This is a genomic window from Streptococcus sp. DFI.7.26, from assembly GCF_022240605.1.
In the GTDB taxonomy this organism is placed as follows: domain Bacteria; phylum Bacillota; class Bacilli; order Lactobacillales; family Streptococcaceae; genus Streptococcus; species Streptococcus xiaochunlingii.
The window spans coordinates 1-19,366 of record NZ_JAKOGN010000014.1 but is presented as its reverse complement, the minus strand read 5'-3'; the positions used below and the strand labels follow the sequence as shown (position 1 = coordinate 19,366).

Below are 19,366 nucleotides of genomic sequence, written 5' to 3'. Positions count from 1 at the left end.
CGCTTCTTCTAGTATATCAAAAAAAGCGCGAAATGGCTTGGCCAGTGGATAGGAATTGTCTGGGAGGGAGAAAGATGATAGTATAGAAGCATAAACCGAGAACAATATGGAAAGGAGGGTGCAAATGCAGCGACAGGAATTGGAAAAACTGGGCTGGACGACCAGAGGTCTCAGCTACTTAGAAAAACAACTGCAGTCTTGCGAAGATGAAGCAACAAGGCAAGACTCTTACCGCTCTGTCTTCGTCTTTGCCAGTCCTCTTTTCCAAGAGATGTGGCAGAGAGAACTGCAAGGGTTGACGGAAGGCCGTGCCCAGGCCCTCTTAAGAGGGGTCATGCACCTCTGTCTCATGCCACGGGATTTATCGGGAACCTGTGAGGAGACTGCCTTCTTACTGAAGCGGTTCTGGCCAGATTGCCCGCCTCATTCGTCTTTTTGGTCCTCTTTTTCAAGAGTGGTTCAAGTAGCATTTGCTCAGGATCCATTAGCCAGCAAAGCAGGAGATCAGCTCTTAAAACGACAGGTTCACCAGTTTCGCTATCTGCTCTCTGCCTACCAGGCCCAGTGGATTCGGGAGCATTATGCCAGAGCGGGGCAGACTGATGAAGAGGCGCTACAAGCTTACTTGCAGGAGACAAAAGGGATCAAAATCGATGCTTATGCAGCAGCTCGTCTCCATAATAAGGTCTATGTGGATCAAGATGGCCAACTTGCTTTCCCATCTCGTGCTCAGGCCCAGTTGAATTTTAAGGTATTGCTCAACTTTCATACAGAGTATATCCTGGATCAGGGTGGCCAGTTTCTCAACGAAGTGGATCCGTATCAGATTTCTGAAAATGGCATTGTCAATGGAGCCAGTTTCAACTATGGCTTAGCCAAAGGCCATACCCATAAGGACTTGGATATCGATCCCGTTAAACCGTGGGATCCAGCTTTTCGCAAGAAGGTTCTCTATCAGCAAGGTGTTCGCTATCTAGCTCCGAAGAATGATCGCAGTATTGAAGGCTACTGGAGTCGGAAGGGAACCTTTGCACAAGGAGGCAAGAGCTATAAGCAACAAGTAGCAAAGCGCGTGCGGAGTTTCCTCAGAGGCATCCCACGCTTACGCTGGCGGGTTCTCTTCCAGAATGGACTCCATCGGATTTTATAGTAGTCCTCTTTCGGATTGAAGAAAAAGGACACTTAGAAATTCTCTTAAGGAAAGTCTCTGAACGAATTTTATAGTAATGAAAAAGAGGTCGTAGACCTCTTTTTATTATCCAAGTGCTTTGACGGCTTCGATTGCAGCGTCGTAATTTGGTTCACTGTTGATGTTGTCGAGGTATTCAACGTAAGTGACCTTGTTGTCCGCATCTAGGACCAAGACAGCGCGTGCGAGCAAATGCCATTCATTGATCAAGAGGCCGTAGGCTTTCCCGAAGGAATGGTCGAAGTAGTCTGAGAGCATGATGGCATTTTCGATCCCTTCAGCAGCACACCATTTACCTTGAGCGAAAGGAAGGTCGACGGAAACCGTCAAGACCACAGTGTCCTCCATGTCAGAGAGGGCCTGGTTGAAGTGACGTGTTTGGGTGGAACAGATACCTGTGTCAATAGATGGGATCACGCTGAGGACTTTTTTCTTCCCAGCAAAATCAGCCAAAGATTTTTTCTCTAAGTTTGGTGTAGTCAGTGAAAAGTCATGAGCAGTATCGCCAACTTGAAGTTGAGATCCGGTAAAGGTAACAGGGTTTCCTAAAAATGTTGTCATAGCAAAGACTCCTTTTTTCTTTTCATTGTACATTAATGAAGGGGGAAGAGCCACTGATTTGTTTGAGAATCTAATCAGTTTGGAATCTTATTTGTTCAAACCTTCTGCGATTTTCTCCAAATTCCATTTCATCATGCTGTAGTAGCTGTCGCCTTCTTCGCCTTCTTTGGCGATCGAGTCAGTAAAGATCTTTGCAAAGATAGGGATATTGCTATCCTTAGACACAGTTTTCATAGGACGCTCATCGACACTGGATTCGACAAAGAGGGACGGTACTTTGGTTTGACGCAATTTCTCTAGCAGCGTTTTGATTTGTTCAGGTGTCCCTTCTTCTTCAGTGTTGATTTCCCAGATATAGGCAGATGGGACGCCGTAGGCTTTGGAGAAGTACTTGAAGCAACCCTCACTGGTTACGATCATCTTCTTCTCTGCTGGGATGTTATTGAATGCTTGCTTGGCTTCTTGATCCAGCTTGCTCAGTTTTTCAGTATAGGCTGCTAGATTTTTTTCGTAGAAGTCCTTATTTTTTGGATCTTTGGCGATCAATTGTTTAGCAATGTTTTTAGCATAGATGATCCCGTTTTCGAGATTGAGCCAAGCGTGAGGGTCTTCTTTTCCAGCTTGGTTTTGGCCTTCTAGGTAGATGACCTCTACGCCATCGCTGGCAGCGAAATAGTCCTTGTTTTCTACTTTATTAGCATTTTTGACCAACTTGGTAAACCAAGCATTGCCACCCGTTTCGAGGTTGATGCCGTTGTAGAAGATGAGGTCTGCTTGTGAAGTTTTTTTGACATCTTCTGGGAGTGGTTCGTATTCATGGGGATCTTGGCCGACAGGGACAATACTGTGTAGCTCGATTTTATCCCCCGCGATATTTTTGGTGATATCTGCGAGGATGGAGTTGGTGGTGACCACCTTCAATTTATCAGATGAGGACTTGGAAGAAGAGCCTTTGCTACAGGCCATAAGGCCGAATAAGAGCGCCACAAAGAGGGCAAGGACAGAAGCGATTTTTTTCATGTGTTTCTCCTTTAATGAGGTGAAAGAGCGTGCTTATTCTTTCTCTGCTTAGGAGCGATAAAGAAGCTGATGAGAAAGAAGACTGCAGAAGTGAGGACGATACAAGACCCAACGGCGATGTTAAAGCTGTAGCCAATAAAGAGTCCCAGGATGGATGCAAGAGCACCTAATCCGGATGAAAGGAGCATCATGGACCAGAGGCTATTGGCATAGAGATAGGCTGTCGCAGCGGGTGTGATGAGCATGGCAACGATGAGAATGGTCCCGACACTCTGCATAGCAGTGACAGAAACCAAGGTCAAGAGCACCATGAGAAGGTAGTGATAGACCTTGACCCGGACGCCCATGGACTGAGCCAGAACGGGGTCAAAAGATGTGAGCAGTAAGGGTCGAAAGAGCAGGCAAATCACCAGCAAGACCGCCACCCCAATACCGATGGTCATCCACATATCCTGGTCTTGCACGGCCAAGATATTCCCAAAGAGGATGTGGAAAAGGTCGGTGGAACTTTTAGCGATTCCAATCAGAATGACTCCTAAGGCGAGGAAAGAAGAAAAGGTAATCCCAATTGCAGTGTCGCTCTTGATGATGGAGTTGCTCTTGATATAGGTGATGAGGATGGAAGCTAAAAGTCCAAAGGTAATGGCGCCAATAAAGAAATTGATGCCCAGGATAAAGGAAAGGGCCACACCTGGAAGGACCGCGTGTGAGATGGCATCTCCCATGAGAGACATGCCTCGCAAAATGATGAAACATCCGACTGCACCAGCGACGATCCCTATGGCAATAGCTGTAATGAGAGCGTTTTGGAGGAAATGAAATTGTTGTAATCCATCGATAAATTCTGCAATCATCTGATTTCACCTCCTATAAAAAGTTCATGACCGTAGGCTGCGTGAAGATTCTCTTTGGTAAAGGTTTCTTCTGTTTTCCCAAAAGCAATCAGTTTGCGATGAAGGAGCAGGATCTGGTCAAAATAAGCTGGGACCTTGCTCAGATCGTGATGGACAATCAGGATGGTCTTACCTTCCTTTTTCAAGGTTTGGAGTGTCTGCATGATGATGTCTTCGCTAACAGAGTCAATCCCAGCAAAGGGCTCATCCAAGAAGATGACCTCTGCTTCTTGAACCAAGCAGCGGGCGATCAGAACCCTTTGGAATTGCCCTCCTGAAAGCTGGCCAATCTGGCGATCTGCTAGATCAAGAAGATTGACAAGTTTCAAGGCATTTTCTACTTTTTGGAGATCCTCTTTGCTTTTTCTCTTGAAGATAGAAAGATGGGGATAGAGCCCCAGCGAGACACACTCCCGCACCGTGATGGGGAAGTGGAAATCAATAGCGGATTTCTGTTCGACGTAGGCCACTCGTTGAAGAACTTGGCCGAGGTCTTTTTGATCGAGCTGGACCTTTCCCGAATGAGGGAGAAGTCCTAGCATGGCCTTGATCAGGGTTGATTTTCCAGCTCCGTTGGGTCCAAGAATGCCTAGGATGGTTGGACCCTGGATGGTGAGGGAAAGATCCTCCAAGGCCAGTGTTTGCTGGTAAGCAACACTTAGATGTTCAATTTGAATCATGATTTTTCTCCTTTACCATTAATATACATGAATGAAAAAATTAAGTCAAGTTAATTTTAAAAATAATTTAGATTAACTCGCTTGTAATCATTGAAAAATAGACCTATTTTTGATAAGGTTAATAGAAAAGAATGAAAGTGAGAAGATCATGGTACGTTTACAAGATGATTTTTATGATTACGTCAATGGGGAATGGGCTGAGACAGCTGTTATTCCTGATGACAAACCGTCAACTGGTGGTTTTATGGACTTGATCCAAGATATCGAAAACTTGATGTTGGATATTACCGGAAAATGGCAACGGGGAGAAGAATTGCCTGAAGACAGCATTCTGCAAAACTTTGTCAAATACCACAAAATGGTGGCAGATTTTGATGCGCGGGAAGCAGCTGGTGTAGCAACAGTCATGCCCTTGATCAATGAAATTAAGGCTCTGTCTTCTTTTGAAGACTATACCAGCAAGTTGGGGACCTATGAACTAGCTGGTAAACCAAATCTCATGCCATTTAGCGTGTCACCAGACTTTATGAATGCTCAAATGAATGTCTTGTGGGGAGAGTCTCTTGCTCTCATCTTGCCAGATACGACCTACTATGAAGAAGGAAACGAAAAAGGACCAGAATTGCTGGCTATCTGGCGCCAAATGATGGAAAAACTCTTGCCAAAATTTGATTTCTCAGAGGAAGAAATCAAAGATATCCTGGATAAGGTCATTGCAGCGGACGCAGAATTAGCCAAATATGTCTTGTCAAATGAAGAAAGATCAGAGTACAACAAACTCTACCATCCTTATGAGTGGGCAGATTTCAAGGCCTTGGTTCCAGAATTGCCACTCGATGCCTTCTTTACTGAAGTGATCGGACAAACACCAGATAAAATCATCGTGCCAGAAGAGCGTTTCTGGAAAGAATTTGCACCAAAATACTACTCGGCAGCCAACTGGGAAACCATTCATGCCAAATTGAAACTCGGTGCAGCCTTAGATTGGACGTCTTTCTTGACCGAAGAAATCCGTGTCTTGTCTGGTGAATATGGACGGATCATCACGGGGATTCCAGAACCTCGTCCAAAAGAAAAAGCCGCTTTGGCCTTGGCAGAAGGACCTTATAGCCAAGCGCTTGGACTCTGGTATGCGGGAGAAAAATTCTCACCAGAAGCAAAAGCAGACGTAGAGCATAAAGTAGCGACCATGATTGACGTCTACAAGGAGCGCTTAGAAAAAGCAGACTGGCTCGCTCCTGAAACTCGTGAAAAAGCCATTGTCAAACTCAATGTCATTACACCGCATATTGGCTACCCTGAAAAATTACCAGAAACATACGCCAAAAAGATTATCGACGAGAGCAAGACCTTGGTGGAAAATGCTCAAGCTCTCTATGAAATTTCCATTGCCCATACTTGGAGCAAGTGGAACCAACCAGTCGATCGGAGCGAATGGCACATGCCAGCTAATATGGTCAATGCTTACTATGATCCGCAACAAAACCAAATCGTCTTCCCAGCAGCGATTTTACAAGCACCTTTCTATGACCTTCACCAATCATCATCAGCCAACTACGGCGGAATCGGTGCGGTCATTGCCCATGAAATCTCCCACGCCTTTGACACCAATGGAGCCTCCTTTGACGAGCACGGTAGCTTGAAAGACTGGTGGAAGCCAGAAGATTACGAAGCCTTTACCGCTCGTACTCAAAAAGTCATCGATCAGTTTGAAGGACAAGACTCATACGGTGCCAAGATCAACGGGAAATTGACCGTTTCTGAAAACGTAGCAGACCTCGGTGGTATCGCTGCAGCTCTTGAAGCCGCTAAGAAAGAGGAAGATTTCTCAGCAGAAGAATTCTTCACCAACTTTGCTCGCATCTGGCGCATGAAAGCCCGAACAGAGTACATGCAACTCCTCGCAAGTGTCGATGTCCACGCACCAGGAAAACTCCGTACCAATGTTCAATTACCAAACTTTGACGAATTCTTTGAAACCTTTGATGTCAAAGAAGGTGACGGCATGTGGCGAGCACCAGAAGACCGCGTGATCATTTGGTAAACTAAGATAGGAGAGACGATTCGGTTTACCGAAACTTCCTGCAGAAAAATAGGAAATCAATGCCGCATTCCATGAATGCCAATTGATTTATCTTTTTTCCAAAGGAAGTAGTCTCGACTTCAGTTAAGCAATTGATTGATTTTCTTGACCATGTGGGCCATGCCCACCAGGCAATCTCTCTTTTTCTCGATGCTCGTGAAAGAATAAGAAATCCCCAAAGCCAAGTTTCAGTAAATTGAAACTAGCTTTGGGGATTTTTGAGTGGATTAGAAATAACAGTGAATGTCATGATCTAAAAAAACTTGCTGGTAGTCATATAAATCTTCTGGATGCAGGGCTTTTATTCCTTCCATTTCATAGCGACGTCCTAAAAGCTTGTATTTGTTTTCTCCAAACTGGTGAAATGGGAGCAGTTGTACTTCATCGATGTTGAGAGAATTAAAAAGGGAAGCAAATTCTTCAGCATCAGTTAAAGAGTCATTGAAATTAGGAATGACTGGAATACGTAAAACGATTGTTTTGTTTTGAGCAAAGGCATAATGAATATTTTTAATAATCAGATGATTGTTGACTCCGACAACCTTCTTATGTTTAAGTGTATTGTAATGTTTAAGGTCTGTATAAATAAAATCAACATACTGAATGAGATCGACAAATTTCTCATGTTCAACAAAAGCTGTCGTTTCGATTGCAGTATGAAGTCCAACTTCTTTCGCAGCTTTTAAGATTGCTTTGGCAAATTCAAATTGAGCGAAGATTTCTCCACCAGACAGGGTAAGGCCACCACCAGATTCTTCGTAGAAGTCAACGTCTTTTAAGACATCATCTATGATTTCTGTAACTGTTTTTTCTTCTCCTGTGATGGTTTCCTTTTTAGTAACAGCATCCAACATTTTTTCAGGATTTGCACGCTGGGATTCAGGATTGGAGCACCATGGACAACGTAGGGGAGAAATACAGTAGTTCGGATTCCAGGGCCATCATGGATACTAAAGTGTTGGATATTAAAGATTATGCCACGATTTTGTTCCATATTTTTGCTCTCCTATCAATCTAGTAAGTCCATTATACATTATTTAAGAAACTAATTCAATTACGAACGAAAGTTTATTTTGTTTTGAATTCACTCGAAAATTTGCTAAAATAGAGAAGAGGTAAAAACAATGCAACGTTTAGATGAAATATTGAAATTAGTATCGGAATTTGAAAAGATTGATGTTAATAGCTTGTCTGAGAAATTACAAGTCTCTAAAGTGACCATTCGAAAGGATTTGGACAAGCTAGAATCCAAAGGATTATTGCATAGAGAACACGGCTATGCTGTTTTAAATAGTGGAGATGATATCAATGTTCGATTGTCCTTTCAATATGATACCAAGAAAAGAATAGCCAAGGAAGCTGCTAAATTAATTAAGGATAACGACACGGTTTTGATTGAATCGGGCTCTACATGTGCTTTGCTAGCGGAAGAAATTTGCCAAACAAAAAAGAATGTCAAGATTGTGACAAATTCTTATTTTATTGCAGATTATATTCAGGAATATGATTCTTGTAAAATCATCCTACTTGGTGGTGAATTTCAAAAAGAATCGAGAGTGACTGTAGGTCCGCTTTTGAAAGAATTAATCCGCTCGTTTAGAGTTCCCTTTGCTTTTGTAGGGGTTGACGGATATGATGATGAACTTGGCTTTACTGGGAAAGATATGATGAGAAGTGAAGTTGTTCAAGCTATGTCCGATGTTTCTAAGGAAGTGGTTGTCTTGACAGATTCAAGTAAATTTGGGAAATGTGGAACCGTCAGACGATTTGCACTTTCACAAGTTTCGAGAGTCATAACAGATAAGAATATATCTCAAGAAGCGAAAGAAAAACTTGAGGATTCACAAACGATTTTAACTTTAGTATAAGAAGGAGAAGCCAATTGAAAGATGAACGGAAAAAGTTACTTGCTAAATTAGCCTATCTATACTATGTTGAAGACAAAAGTCAATCGCAAATCGCAGCAGAAACTGGAATCTACCGTACAACTGTCAGCAGAATGCTAGCAGAGGCTAAAAAAGAGGGAGTTGTAAAAATTGAAATCGAAAACTTTGATACTCGCCTCTTCCATTTAGAAAATTATATCAAACAAAAATATGGCTTAAAAGCTATCGAAATTATACCGAATCTAGTTGATGAGCCTCGAGAAAGCCTTGAAAAGCGACTGGCTCAAGCAAGTGCGGTCATGCTGCGTAATTTGATTGAAGATGGAATGACAGTCGGATTTTCATGGGGCAAGTCTCTCAGATTAATGGTAGAACAAGTTGGAACGAAGCGTTTGGATGGTGTTCAGTTTTATCCCCTAGCTGGAGGTCCCAGTCATATTCATGCTCGCTACCATGTCAATACGCTGATCTACAGTATGGCGAGTAAATTTCATGGGGAATGTCATTTTATAAACGCGAGTGTCATTCAAGAAAATTCTGAGGTGACGGAAGGTATCTTATCTTCTAAGTATTTTGAGGATTTGAAAGCTAGTTGGCGTTGTTTGGATGTTGCGGCTGTGGGGATTGGTGGCTATGCAGATAGCAAGAATCCTCAGTGGTTTGATATGCTGACATCAAATGATTTTAGGAAATTGGAGTCAGAACATGCTGTAGGAGAAGTATGCTGTCGTTTCTTTGATCAAGAAGGTGTCCCCGTTTATCCTGAATTACAGGAAAGAACAATATCTATCACATTGGAGGAATTGAGAAAGGTACCAAACACCATCTCTTTAGCCTACGGTGATCAAAAAGCAAAAGCAATTTTATCGGTTTTGAAAGCCAACTATATCAATCATTTAGTCACTGATGAAGCGACAATCTTAAAAGTTTTAGAATTAGATGGTGATCAGCAATTTATTAAAAAATAGGACAGCATGAATGCGGTCCTTATTTTTTTGAGTTAAACAGCACAAATGTGCAAAAATCAAAAACAATAATCAAATGTCGCGATTTTTATTGACCGACAAAAATATAAATGGTATATTGACAATAGAAAAAGCGCTTTCAGTAGATTGATAAAGGAGTGTAGTGCACATGGAAATAATTGTTGCAGACCAAATTATTATGGGATTGATTTTAAATGCGGGTGATGCTAAACAGCATATTTACCAAGCTTTATCATATGCTAAGGAGGGCGATTTTACATCTTCTGAAGACGAAATTGCGAAAGCAGATGCAGCATTGCTAGAAGCGCATAACTTGCAAACACAATTTTTAGCCCAGGAAGCAGGTGGGACAAAGACAGAGATTACAGCTTTGTTTGTGCACTCACAAGATCACTTAATGACTTCAATCACAGAGATTAACTTGATCAAAGAAATGATTGACTTACGTAAAGAACTTTCAGCGAAACAATAAGGAGGAAAAGAAGATGAAAATTGGATTGTTTTGTGCAGCAGGATTTTCAACAGGAATGTTGGTAAATAATATGAAGGTGGCGGCTAAGGAATTAGGGATTGATGCTGAAATCGATGCCTATTCTCAAGCGAAATTAGCAGATTTTGCTCCTGAAATCGATGTCGCTTTGTTGGGCCCTCAAGTAGCTTATACTTTGGATAAATCAAAAGCGATTTGTGAGGCAAACCATATTCCTATTGCTGTCATCCCTATGGCAGATTATGGGATGTTGGATGGTAAGAAAGTACTAAATCTAGCTCTAGAATTGCTAGGAGAAAAATAAGGAGGCTTCCCATGTCTAATTTTAATTCTCAGAAAATTATCGCTCCAATCATGCGTTTTGTAAACATGAAAGGAATTATTGCTCTTAAAGATGGGATGTTAGCGATCCTTCCATTAACAGTAGTTGGTAGTTTGTTTCTGATTATTGGGCAATTACCATTTGAAGGTCTTAATCAGGCTATTGCTAGTGTATTTGGCGATACATGGACAGAGCCATTTATGCAGGTTTATTCAGGAACATTCGCCATCATGGGATTAATTTCTTGCTTCTCCATTGGTTATTCATATGCTAAAAACAGTGGAGTAGAACCTTTGCCAGCAGGAGTTTTGTCCCTATCTTCATTCTTTATCTTGTTAAAATCTTCTTATGTACCAGCTAAGGGAGAACCGATTGGCGATGCCATTGCAAAAGTATGGTTTGGTGGTCAAGGGATTATCGGTGCCATTATTATTGGTCTGGTAGTTGGTGCGATTTATACTGTGTTTATCCAAAGACACATTGTTATTAAAATGCCAGAACAAGTACCTCAAGCCATTGCCAAACAATTTGAAGCGATGATTCCTGCTTTCGTGATTTTCTTACTATCAATGATTGTCTATATCGTATCAAAAGTAGTGACAAGTGGCGGTACCTTCATTGAAATGATCTATGATGTCATTCAGGTTCCTCTACAAGGTCTAACAGGATCCCTTTACGGAGCGATTGGAATTGCCTTCTTTATTTCGTTCTTGTGGTGGTTTGGTGTGCACGGACAATCAGTTGTCAATGGTGTAGTAACAGCCTTGCTACTTTCTAACCTGGATGCCAATAAATCAATGTTGGCAGCTGGGAAGCTATCCGTTGAAAATGGTGCCCACATTGTAACCCAACAATTCCTAGATAGTTTCCTTATTTTGTCTGGATCAGGTATAACCTTTGGTTTGGTTATTGCTATGTTATTTGCTGCTAAGTCAAAACAATATAAGGCACTTGGGAAAGTTGCAGCTTTTCCTGCAATCTTCAATGTTAACGAACCCGTCGTATTTGGCTTCCCAATTGTAATGAACCCAGTGATGTTCCTTCCATTTATTATCGTTCCAATTTTAGCAGCGATAATTGTTTATACTTCAATTGCTATTGGGTTCATGCATCCATTCTCAGGTGTGACCCTTCCTTGGAGTACACCAGCCATTATTTCTGGATTTATGGTTGGAGGTTGGCAAGGTGCGTTCGTTCAAGTGCTAGTTCTTGCAACCTCGACTGTCGTATATTTCCCATTCTTCAAATTCCAAGATAATCTTGCCTATAACAACGAATTACAGGCTGAAAAATAGTGCGTTTATTAGGAATGCACAGATGTGCGACTAGAATAGAATTTATAGGTATTATCCATAATTCATTGAAATTCGTAAAATTTAATGCTACTATAGTTACGAAAGAAAACAAAATAATTTCAAAAGAAAGGTTTTGAAAAAATGAAACAAGTAGAAGTAGCAAGTACAAGCATTAAAACAGAATATTTTGGAAGCCTCACTGAACGCATGAATAAGTATCGTGAAGATGTCTTAAACAAGAAGCCTTACATCGATGCTGAACGTGCTGTTCTTGCAACTAAGGCATATGATCGTTATAAGGAACAACCAAATGTTCTTAAACGTGCCTATATGTTGAAAGAGATTCTTGAAAATATGACAATCTATATTGAGGATGAATCCATGATTGCTGGAAACCAAGCATCCTCTAATAAAGATGCTCCGATCTTCCCAGAATATACTTTAGAGTTCGTTCTGAAGGAATTGGATCTTTTTGAAAAGCGGGATGGTGACGTCTTCTATATTACGGAAGAAACGAAAGAGCAGCTCCGTAGTATCGCACCGTTCTGGGAAAATAATAACTTACGTGCAAGAGCTGGAGCTCTTCTACCTGAAGAAGTATCTGTTTATATGGAAACAGGATTCTTCGGTATGGAAGGGAAGATGAATTCAGGAGATGCCCACTTAGCAGTCAATTATCAAAAATTATTGCAATATGGCTTGAAAGGTTTTGAAGAAAGAGCTCGCCAAGCTAAAGCAGCCCTAGATCTAACGGATCCAGCTAGCATTGATAAGTACCATTTTTACGATTCTATCTTTATCGTAGTTGATGCTGTTAAGACCTATGCTCAACGATTTGTGGAACTTGCTAAACAACTTGCTGAAACAGCAACTCCTGAACGTAAGAAGGAATTGCTTGAAATTGCAGAGATTTGCTCAAAAGTTCCATACGAGCCTGCAAGTACATTTGCAGAGGCTGTTCAGTCCGTTTGGTTTATCCAATGTATTCTTCAGATTGAATCAAATGGACACTCACTTTCATATGGCCGTTTTGACCAATATATGTATCCATACGTTAAAGCTGATTTGGAAAGTGGACGGGAAACTGAAGAGAGTATTGTTGAACGCTTGACCAACCTTTGGATTAAGACTATTACAATTAACAAAGTACGTAGTCAAGCACATACCTTCTCATCTGCAGGTAGTCCGCTTTATCAAAACGTTACGATTGGTGGTCAAACGCGTGATAAGAAAGATGCCGTTAACCCATTGTCTTATTTAGTGTTGAAGTCTGTTGCTCAAACTCACCTTCCTCAACCAAACTTAACTGTTCGTTACCATGCTGGTTTGGATGCCCGCTTCATGAACGAATGTATTGAAGTTATGAAGCTCGGATTCGGTATGCCTGCTTTCAATAATGATGAGATCATTATTCCATCCTTTATTTCAAAAGGTGTTCTTGAAGAAGATGCTTATGATTACAGTGCAATTGGTTGTGTAGAAACAGCTGTTCCAGGTAAATGGGGCTATCGCTGTACAGGTATGAGTTATATGAACTTCCCTAAAGTTTTGCTCATTACGATGAATGACGGAATCGATCCTGCTTCTGGCAAGCGTTTTGCACCAAGCTTCGGTCATTTTAAAGACATGAAGAGCTTCGATGAATTGCAAACTGCTTGGGACAAAACTTTGCGCCACTTAACCCGCATGAGTGTGATCGTAGAAAACTCGATCGACCTATCTCTTGAAAGAGAAGTGCCAGATATCCTCTGTTCAGCTTTGACAGATGACTGTATTGGACGTGGAAAACACTTGAAAGAAGGTGGAGCTGTCTACGATTATATTTCTGGTTTACAAGTGGGTATTGCAAACTTATCCGATTCACTTGCAGCAATCAAGAAACTGGTATTCGAAGAAGGACGCTTAACGCCACAAGAGTTATGGCATGCTCTGGAAACCGATTACGAGGGCGAACGTGGAAAAGAAATCCAAGAGATGCTTATCCATGATGCACCGAAGTATGGAAACGATGATGACTATGCAGACAGCTTAGTTCGAGAAGCATACGATATTTATGTGGATGAAATTGCTAAATATCCAAATACTCGCTATGGACGTGGGCCAATCGGTGGTATCCGTTACTCAGGTACATCTTCTATTTCAGCCAATGTAGGACAAGGTCGTGGAACATTAGCTACTCCGGACGGTCGTAATGCTGGAACTCCACTAGCAGAAGGATGCTCTCCATCCCACAATATGGACCAACATGGCCCAACATCTGTTCTAAAATCTGTTTCTAAATTGCCAACAGATGAAATTGTTGGTGGTGTTTTACTGAACCAAAAAGTAAACCCACAAACTTTAGCCAAAGAAGAAGATAAATTAAAACTTATTGCTTTACTCCGTACGTTCTTTAATCGTCTACACGGATACCATATTCAATACAATGTGGTTTCTAGAGAAACGTTGTTAGATGCTCAAAAACATCCGGAAAAACACCGTGACTTAATTGTACGTGTTGCAGGCTACTCAGCTTTCTTCAATGTACTATCAAGAGCTACACAAGATGATATTATTGGACGGACAGAGCATACTCTATAGTAAAGAGGTATGTATATGGAATTTATGCTTGATACTTTAAATTTAGATGAGATAAAAAAATGGGCACGAGTGTTACCCCTTGCTGGGGTAACTTCGAACCCAACAATTGCAAAAAAAGAAGGGGACATTGATTTTTTTGATCGTATCCATAAGGTGCGAGAAATCATTGGGGGCTCTCCTTCCATCCATGTTCAAGTTGTCGCAAAAGATTATGAAGGAATTTTGAAAGATGCGGCTAAAATTCGCGAACAATGCGATGAAAACACCTATATTAAAGTCCCAGTAACACCTGAAGGACTTGCTGCAATTAAAGTGTTAAAAGCAGAGGGTTACAAAATTACTGCAACAGCAATCTATACTGTTTTTCAAGGGCTGTTAGCGATTGAGGCAGGAGCCGACTATTTTGCACCTTATTACAATCGTATGGAAAACTTAAACATTGATTCAGCTCAGGTTATTTCTCAGTTAGCGAGTGCCATAGAGCGTGATCATTCATCAAGCAAAATTCTAGCAGCTTCCTTTAAAAATGTGGCTCAAGTTAATCGAGCATTTAAAGAAGGAACACAAGCAATTACGGCAGGGGCAGATGTATTTGAAGCAGCTTTTGGAATGCCTTCTATTGCAAAAGCAGTAGATGACTTCGAAGCAGATTGGTCAGCCGTTCATCATAAGAATACAATTTGATAAAGGAGGAGTGTATGAGAAATTTTGCAAGTCCATCTCGTTACATTCAAGGGGAAAATGCTTTATTTGAAAATGCAAAACCTATTTTAGAACTGGGGAGTCATCCCGTTTTACTCTGTGATTCAGTAGTCTATGATATCGTAGGGGAACGTTTTGAAAAGTATCTCCTTCGGTATGGCTTTACAGTTTTGCCAGTATTCTTCAATGGTGAAGCTTCTGATAATGAAATCAATCGTGTGGTCAGTCTGGCAGAAGAGAATGGCTGTGACTTAGTCATCGGACTTGGCGGAGGAAAGACCATCGATAGTGCAAAAGCCATTGCCGATCTTCTAAAATCACCAGTTGTCATTGCTCCGACCATTGCCTCTACAGATGCTCCGGTTTCAGCCTTGTCAGTTATCTACACGGATGAAGGTGCCTTTGCTCGCTATATCTTCTATTCTAAAAACCCAGAATTGGTCTTGGTGGATAGCAAAGTTATCTCTCAAGCACCAAAACGTTTACTCGCTTCTGGTATCGCAGATGGCTTAGCGACTTGGGTTGAAGCGCGTGCGGTGATGCAAGCCAACGGAAAAACCATGCTAGGCAAACACCAAACTTTAGCTGGTGTCGCGATTGCGCAACGTTGTGAAGAAATTTTATTTGCAGACGGACTCCAAGCCATGGCTGCTTGTGAAGCCAAAGTGGTAACGCCTGCTCTTGAAAACATCATTGAAGCCAATACTCTTCTCAGTGGGATTGGATTTGAAAGTGGTGGTTTGGCAGCAGCTCATGCCATCCATAATGGTTTTACTGCCCTCACTGGCGATATCCACCATTTGACTCACGGTGAAAAAGTAGCTTATGGAACCTTGGTTCAATTGTTCTTGGAAAACCGTCCTAAAGAAGAATTGAATAAATACATTCGTTTCTATCAACAAATTGGCATGCCAACGACTCTGAAAGAAATGCATCTTGAAAATGCAAGCTACGAAGATCTTCTCAAGGTTGGCCAACAAGCAACCATTGAAGGAGAAACTATCCATCAAATGCCATTCAAGGTACAAGCGTCTGATATTGCCCAAGCCATTGTAGCAGTAGATGCTTATGTCAACTCCTTAGGCTAATCAAAGAAATACAGAAACCATCGTCTGTTGGCGATGGTTTTTTTGATGGTTGGTCGTTTCGTTTGATTTGGAGGTGTATCCTTCTGAATGAATAGCTTTTCCCTTCCACATAGCTGAAAAATGCAACCATATAGAAGGATCAAAGGCAAATGCTCCGATTTTTGATAGACTCAGGAGGTAGCGTTACAAATACAAATTGGAGGAAATGAAATGATAGAATGTAGTCAAAAAGAATTGGAACAAATTGTAGGAGGTGGGGGTTCTCGCCCAAATGTGATTTCAGGTCAGTCAGATAAGATTGAGATTGGACGTCCTGGCTTTGTGAAGCGACCACCGCTCGCTCGTATTTAAGATATGATAGCAATCTTGATCATGGTGTTTTGAAATCTAGATAGGAAGAATAGGAGAAAAAATGAAAATCTATGCAGAAACAGAATTGACAACAAATGAACTTGAACAAACCGTTGGAGGGGTGATTACTCCGACCAGAAGTCCTGAACTAACATATGGTGGCGGTGGCTGGGGAACCTCTGGAATTTACCCGGGCTGGGGGAATCAAGGAATGTCTCCGACGAGTAGCGGTTTTGGCTGGTTAATGCAAATTGCGCCAGCGTTTAGTAGAAAAAGAAAGTAAGATAGAAAGGTGAATGCAATGAGAAAGACAGACAGACCGTTTCAACTCGCGACACTAGGGATTCTCTGCATCAATTTTGCGCTTTTTAACGTTGGGCTCCCAACGGATTTAGTGGGCCACCTATCGGATGACTCTTATTATGGCTTGCTCCTCTTGTTGATCGGATTGATTGGGGGGTTAGCCGTTACACTCTTGGTAAAGAGTCGTCGTTGGGACTTGCACGGGAAATTTACTTTTAAAGCTTCTTATTTTGCGGTTTTTGTGCTTGTTTTTCTTGCTCACTTTTTATGGGATATGTTTTCTGCTGCGGTATTTCCACCAACTAAGAATTCCATAGCCCTTGTAGAAGTATCTAGTGGTTTGTCAGGCTGGGCCTTGGTATTGATACGTTATGTCTATGCCTGCTTGCTGGCTCCTATCGTGGAGGAACTAGTCTTTCGTGATTTAGTCATGACGGCGTTGGCATCTTATCAGAAGTATAAGCTGGATATGCTGGTGTCTGCTTCCTTGTTCAGCCTCTCGCATGTCTGGCAGCATGGTTGGGATTTGCCAAGCTTTATCGTTTACTTGGTACCGGGCTTGCTATTTTGTGCGGTCCTGCGCTATACCAAATCGATCTACTGGGCTATCCTTCAGCATGCCTCTTGGAATAACTTCCTTACCCTCTTATCCCTCCTGGTCAGTGGGATTTAAGCAAAGGGAGCTAGTGTCAGGGGCTTTTATTCATCATCAAAAAAGCAGTTCAATACTGCTTTTTTGTATGGAATCAAAACCACTATTTTTCTTAACTTTTGAAATATTATACAGTTAAACGTTTACATTTTTCCACAAAGTGCTATAATTTAATATGAAGAATAACATTTTATACAGAGGTGATCCATATGAAAAAAGGGAAGCTACTCTTAGCCACCGGCGCTCTACTTTTGTCTGTAAGCGCACTGGTAGCCTGCTCACAAGGAGGGAAATCTTCAAGTTCGGGTGAAAAAGTTTTTAGCTATGTTTACACTACTGATCCAGATACATTAGATTATTCTCTGTCCAATAAGCAATCAACTTCAGAATTTACAGGAAATGCTGAAGATGGCTTATTAGAAGTGGATCAGTATGGGAACTTAATTTCATCTCTTGCTAAGGATTGGTCTGTCTCAAAGGATGGTTTGACATACACTTATAAGCTCCGTAAAGGGGTTAAATGGGTAACCGCTGAGGGGGAAGAATTCGGAGAAGTTAAGGCTCAAGACTTTGTGACGGGGCTTCAACATGCTGCGGATAAAAAGTCTCAAGCTCTTTACTTGGTCCAGAAGTCAGTGAAAGGATTGGATGATTATGTATCTGGAAAATCCAAAGATTTCTCTACTGTTGGAGTCAAGGCTATTGATGATTATACCGTTGAGTATACGTTGAGTCAGCCTGAAAGTTTCTGGAATTCTAAAACCACCATGGGCATTTTGATGCCAGTTAATAAAGAATTCTTAGATTCTAAAGGGGATGACTACGGTCAAGGCACTAACCCTTCTAGTATTCTTTATTGTGGCCCATATTTGATTAAATCCATCACATCTAAATCTGTTGTGACCCTTGAAAAAAATCCCTCTTATTGGGATGCTGATAATGTAAAAATTTCTAAGGTCAAGCTAACCTATTATGATGGACAAGATTCAGAATCTTTGATTCGTGGCTTTGATAACGGAGACTTTACGGTTGCCCGTGTCTTTCCGAATGGTTCCAACTATAAGAGTGTAGAGAAGAAACACAAAGATGACATCGTCTTTAGTGACCAAGGATCTTCTACTTATAACTTGTCCTTCAATATTGACCGTCAAGCTTATGAGATTACGACGAAGACGACAGATGCTCAAAAGAGCTCAACCAAGAAAGCAATCTTGAATAAGGACTTCCGTCAAGCAGTCTTGTTTGCATTTAATCGTCAGGCATATGTAGCTCAAGCTAATGGTGAGGCATCTGCCGATAAGGTTATTCGAAATACTTTTGTTCCACCTAGCTTTGTTCAAATTGATGGAAAAGAATTTGGTAACTCGGTAGAAAAATATCTAGGAGAACATGGGGAAGAATGGCAAGGAGTATCTGTTACAGATGGAAAAGATACTCTTTATAATCCAAATAAGGCAAAAGAAGAATTTGCTAAGGCTAAAACAGTACTTCAAAGTCAAGGAGTTGAATTCCCAATTCATTTGGATCTTCCAGTAGCATCAACTTATACTGTAGGCGTTAAACAGGCCCAATCTTTTAAACAATCGATTGAATCAACCCTAGGGTCAGAAAATGTTGTTATCGACCTAAAAATGGTTTCTGAGGATGATCTTCAACGAGTGACCTACTTTGCTGAAAATGCTTCTCAACAAGACTGGGATTTGAACAATAACTTGGGTTGGGGACCAGACTATACCGATCCATCTTCTTACCTAGATATCACAAACTCTAAGACGGGTGAAAATGCCAATGCCTACTTTGGATTTGATGCGGGTACCAATAATGCCGCAGCCAAAGAAGCTGGTTTTGATGAATATGATCAATTGATCGAAGATGCGCACAATGAAACCAAAGATGTCAATGCCCGCTATGAAAAATATGCTAAGGCTCAGGCTTGGTTGACAGATAGTGCCCTCTTGATCCCGATTCATTCAGATGGTGCCTCTCCAGGTGTGCGTAAGACAGTTCCATACTCAGCTGCCTTTGCTTGGACAGGACACAAGGGTCAATCCTTCAACTACAAGTACTTGGAATTGCAAGACAAAGTCTTGACAGCCAAAGAGTACGATGAAGCGCGTGAACAATGGAAGAAAGAAAAAGAAGAATCCAATAAGAAAGCTCAAAAAGAACTAGAAAGTCACGTAGAAGACTAGGAATTTAAGAGCAATTGTCTATTGAACAGGGAAGAGAATGGGACAGAAATCGGTAATTCGTTAGAATTCGATTTCGTCGTCCCACCTCCGCAC

The 19,366-nt window shown here is 41.4% G+C and carries 18 protein-coding genes and 1 pseudogene; 14 read left to right on the top strand and 5 right to left on the bottom strand.

The features are described 5' to 3' along the window. Window positions 1-124: 124 nt before the first annotated feature. Window positions 125-1,150 (top strand): DUF3114 domain-containing protein, encoded by a 1,026-nt coding sequence (locus L0M85_RS08760; protein ID WP_238656873.1) that lies wholly within the window; start codon window positions 125-127, stop codon window positions 1,148-1,150. Between the two features lie 105 nt (window positions 1,151-1,255). On the opposite strand, the gene tpx is transcribed toward L0M85_RS08760, so the two are convergent. The 4 genes from tpx to L0M85_RS08740 form a co-directional block, all read right to left on the bottom strand. After that, window positions 1,256-1,750 carry a thiol peroxidase gene (gene tpx, locus L0M85_RS08755; protein WP_023027611.1) on the bottom strand — a complete coding sequence of 165 codons (495 nt, stop codon included), beginning with the start codon at window positions 1,748-1,750 and terminating at the stop codon, window positions 1,256-1,258. Window positions 1,751-1,837: 87 nt separating this feature from the next. Next, window positions 1,838-2,770 carry a metal ABC transporter substrate-binding protein gene (locus L0M85_RS08750; protein WP_048691608.1) on the bottom strand — a complete coding sequence of 311 codons (933 nt, stop codon included), beginning with the start codon at window positions 2,768-2,770 and terminating at the stop codon, window positions 1,838-1,840. An 11-nt stretch (window positions 2,771-2,781) separates the two neighbouring features. Beyond that, on the bottom strand, window positions 2,782-3,624 hold the full coding sequence (locus L0M85_RS08745; RefSeq protein WP_048691610.1) for a metal ABC transporter permease: 843 nt from the start codon (window positions 3,622-3,624) through the stop codon (window positions 2,782-2,784). Further along, window positions 3,621-4,343, bottom strand: a complete 723-nt coding sequence (locus L0M85_RS08740) for a metal ABC transporter ATP-binding protein (RefSeq protein ID WP_048691612.1) — start codon at window positions 4,341-4,343, stop codon at window positions 3,621-3,623. The genes L0M85_RS08745 and L0M85_RS08740 overlap by 4 nt, the downstream gene beginning before the upstream one ends. 148 nt (window positions 4,344-4,491) lie before the next feature. Here L0M85_RS08740 and L0M85_RS08735 point away from each other — a divergent pair, with 148 nt between their 5' ends. Then, on the top strand, window positions 4,492-6,387 hold the full coding sequence (locus tag L0M85_RS08735) for a M13-type metalloendopeptidase (protein WP_125335729.1): 1,896 nt from the start codon (window positions 4,492-4,494) through the stop codon (window positions 6,385-6,387). Window positions 6,388-6,653: 266 nt separating this feature from the next. Here L0M85_RS08735 and L0M85_RS08730 read toward each other — a convergent pair. Next, window positions 6,654-7,420, bottom strand: a pseudogene (locus L0M85_RS08730) (glycyl-radical enzyme activating protein). A 130-nt stretch (window positions 7,421-7,550) separates the two neighbouring features. Here L0M85_RS08730 and L0M85_RS08725 point away from each other — a divergent pair. The 12 genes from L0M85_RS08725 to L0M85_RS08670 all read left to right on the top strand — a co-directional run bounded on the left by L0M85_RS08725 (window position 7,551) and on the right by L0M85_RS08670 (window position 19,273). Next, window positions 7,551-8,294: a DeoR/GlpR family DNA-binding transcription regulator gene (locus L0M85_RS08725; protein WP_006595064.1), complete on the top strand. Its 744-nt coding sequence runs from the start codon at window positions 7,551-7,553 to the stop codon at window positions 8,292-8,294. Window positions 8,295-8,308: 14 nt separating this feature from the next. Then, on the top strand, window positions 8,309-9,280 hold the full coding sequence (locus tag L0M85_RS08720) for a sugar-binding transcriptional regulator (protein WP_238656872.1): 972 nt from the start codon (window positions 8,309-8,311) through the stop codon (window positions 9,278-9,280). Between the two features lie 166 nt (window positions 9,281-9,446). Next, window positions 9,447-9,770, top strand: coding sequence for a PTS lactose/cellobiose transporter subunit IIA (locus L0M85_RS08715; protein ID WP_049486455.1), 324 nt, complete (start codon window positions 9,447-9,449; stop codon window positions 9,768-9,770). Window positions 9,771-9,783: 13 nt separating this feature from the next. Beyond that, window positions 9,784-10,092 carry a PTS sugar transporter subunit IIB gene (locus L0M85_RS08710; RefSeq protein ID WP_013904534.1) on the top strand — a complete coding sequence of 103 codons (309 nt, stop codon included), beginning with the start codon at window positions 9,784-9,786 and terminating at the stop codon, window positions 10,090-10,092. 11 nt (window positions 10,093-10,103) lie between these two features. Further along, complete coding sequence (locus L0M85_RS08705) at window positions 10,104-11,405, top strand: PTS sugar transporter subunit IIC (RefSeq protein ID WP_048691625.1); 1,302 nt, start codon at window positions 10,104-10,106, stop codon at window positions 11,403-11,405. A gap of 141 nt (window positions 11,406-11,546) precedes the next feature. Then, window positions 11,547-13,985: a glycyl radical protein gene (locus L0M85_RS08700; protein ID WP_023027619.1), complete on the top strand. Its 2,439-nt coding sequence runs from the start codon at window positions 11,547-11,549 to the stop codon at window positions 13,983-13,985. A 15-nt stretch (window positions 13,986-14,000) separates the two neighbouring features. After that, window positions 14,001-14,669, top strand: coding sequence for a fructose-6-phosphate aldolase (locus L0M85_RS08695; protein WP_238656871.1), 669 nt, complete (start codon window positions 14,001-14,003; stop codon window positions 14,667-14,669). A gap of 14 nt (window positions 14,670-14,683) precedes the next feature. Further along, entirely contained in the window at window positions 14,684-15,775 is a 1,092-nt protein-coding gene (locus tag L0M85_RS08690) for a glycerol dehydrogenase (RefSeq protein ID WP_061564682.1), read from the top strand. A gap of 210 nt (window positions 15,776-15,985) precedes the next feature. Then, window positions 15,986-16,126 (top strand): bacteriocin, encoded by a 141-nt coding sequence (locus L0M85_RS08685; protein WP_125389288.1) that lies wholly within the window; start codon window positions 15,986-15,988, stop codon window positions 16,124-16,126. Between the two features lie 61 nt (window positions 16,127-16,187). After that, window positions 16,188-16,409 (top strand): hypothetical protein, encoded by a 222-nt coding sequence (locus tag L0M85_RS08680; protein ID WP_048691632.1) that lies wholly within the window; start codon window positions 16,188-16,190, stop codon window positions 16,407-16,409. 18 nt (window positions 16,410-16,427) lie between these two features. After that, entirely contained in the window at window positions 16,428-17,102 is a 675-nt protein-coding gene (locus L0M85_RS08675; protein ID WP_238656870.1) for a type II CAAX endopeptidase family protein, read from the top strand. Window positions 17,103-17,290: 188 nt separating this feature from the next. Then, a complete protein-coding gene (locus tag L0M85_RS08670) occupies window positions 17,291-19,273 on the top strand; it encodes a peptide ABC transporter substrate-binding protein (protein WP_125329774.1) in 1,983 nt (660 codons plus the stop codon). Window positions 19,274-19,366: the final 93 nt, after the last annotated feature.

Excerpts from the sequence above, each read along its gene's own strand:
- L0M85_RS08760 (WP_238656873.1), top strand. The coding sequence starts at position 125 with ATGCAGCGACAGGAATTGGAAAAACTGGGCTGGACGACCAGAGGTCTC.
- tpx (WP_023027611.1), bottom strand. The coding sequence starts at position 1,750 with ATGACAACATTTTTAGGAAACCCTGTTACCTTTACCGGATCTCAACTT.
- L0M85_RS08750 (WP_048691608.1), bottom strand. The coding sequence starts at position 2,770 with ATGAAAAAAATCGCTTCTGTCCTTGCCCTCTTTGTGGCGCTCTTATTC.
- L0M85_RS08745 (WP_048691610.1), bottom strand. The coding sequence starts at position 3,624 with ATGATTGCAGAATTTATCGATGGATTACAACAATTTCATTTCCTCCAA.
- L0M85_RS08740 (WP_048691612.1), bottom strand. The coding sequence starts at position 4,343 with ATGATTCAAATTGAACATCTAAGTGTTGCTTACCAGCAAACACTGGCC.
- L0M85_RS08735 (WP_125335729.1), top strand. The coding sequence starts at position 4,492 with ATGGTACGTTTACAAGATGATTTTTATGATTACGTCAATGGGGAATGG.
- L0M85_RS08725 (WP_006595064.1), top strand. The coding sequence starts at position 7,551 with ATGCAACGTTTAGATGAAATATTGAAATTAGTATCGGAATTTGAAAAG.
- L0M85_RS08715 (WP_049486455.1), top strand. The coding sequence starts at position 9,447 with ATGGAAATAATTGTTGCAGACCAAATTATTATGGGATTGATTTTAAAT.
- L0M85_RS08710 (WP_013904534.1), top strand. The coding sequence starts at position 9,784 with ATGAAAATTGGATTGTTTTGTGCAGCAGGATTTTCAACAGGAATGTTG.
- L0M85_RS08705 (WP_048691625.1), top strand. The coding sequence starts at position 10,104 with ATGTCTAATTTTAATTCTCAGAAAATTATCGCTCCAATCATGCGTTTT.
- L0M85_RS08700 (WP_023027619.1), top strand. The coding sequence starts at position 11,547 with ATGAAACAAGTAGAAGTAGCAAGTACAAGCATTAAAACAGAATATTTT.
- L0M85_RS08695 (WP_238656871.1), top strand. The coding sequence starts at position 14,001 with ATGGAATTTATGCTTGATACTTTAAATTTAGATGAGATAAAAAAATGG.
- L0M85_RS08690 (WP_061564682.1), top strand. The coding sequence starts at position 14,684 with ATGAGAAATTTTGCAAGTCCATCTCGTTACATTCAAGGGGAAAATGCT.
- L0M85_RS08685 (WP_125389288.1), top strand. The coding sequence starts at position 15,986 with ATGATAGAATGTAGTCAAAAAGAATTGGAACAAATTGTAGGAGGTGGG.
- L0M85_RS08680 (WP_048691632.1), top strand. The coding sequence starts at position 16,188 with ATGAAAATCTATGCAGAAACAGAATTGACAACAAATGAACTTGAACAA.
- L0M85_RS08675 (WP_238656870.1), top strand. The coding sequence starts at position 16,428 with ATGAGAAAGACAGACAGACCGTTTCAACTCGCGACACTAGGGATTCTC.
- L0M85_RS08670 (WP_125329774.1), top strand. The coding sequence starts at position 17,291 with ATGAAAAAAGGGAAGCTACTCTTAGCCACCGGCGCTCTACTTTTGTCT.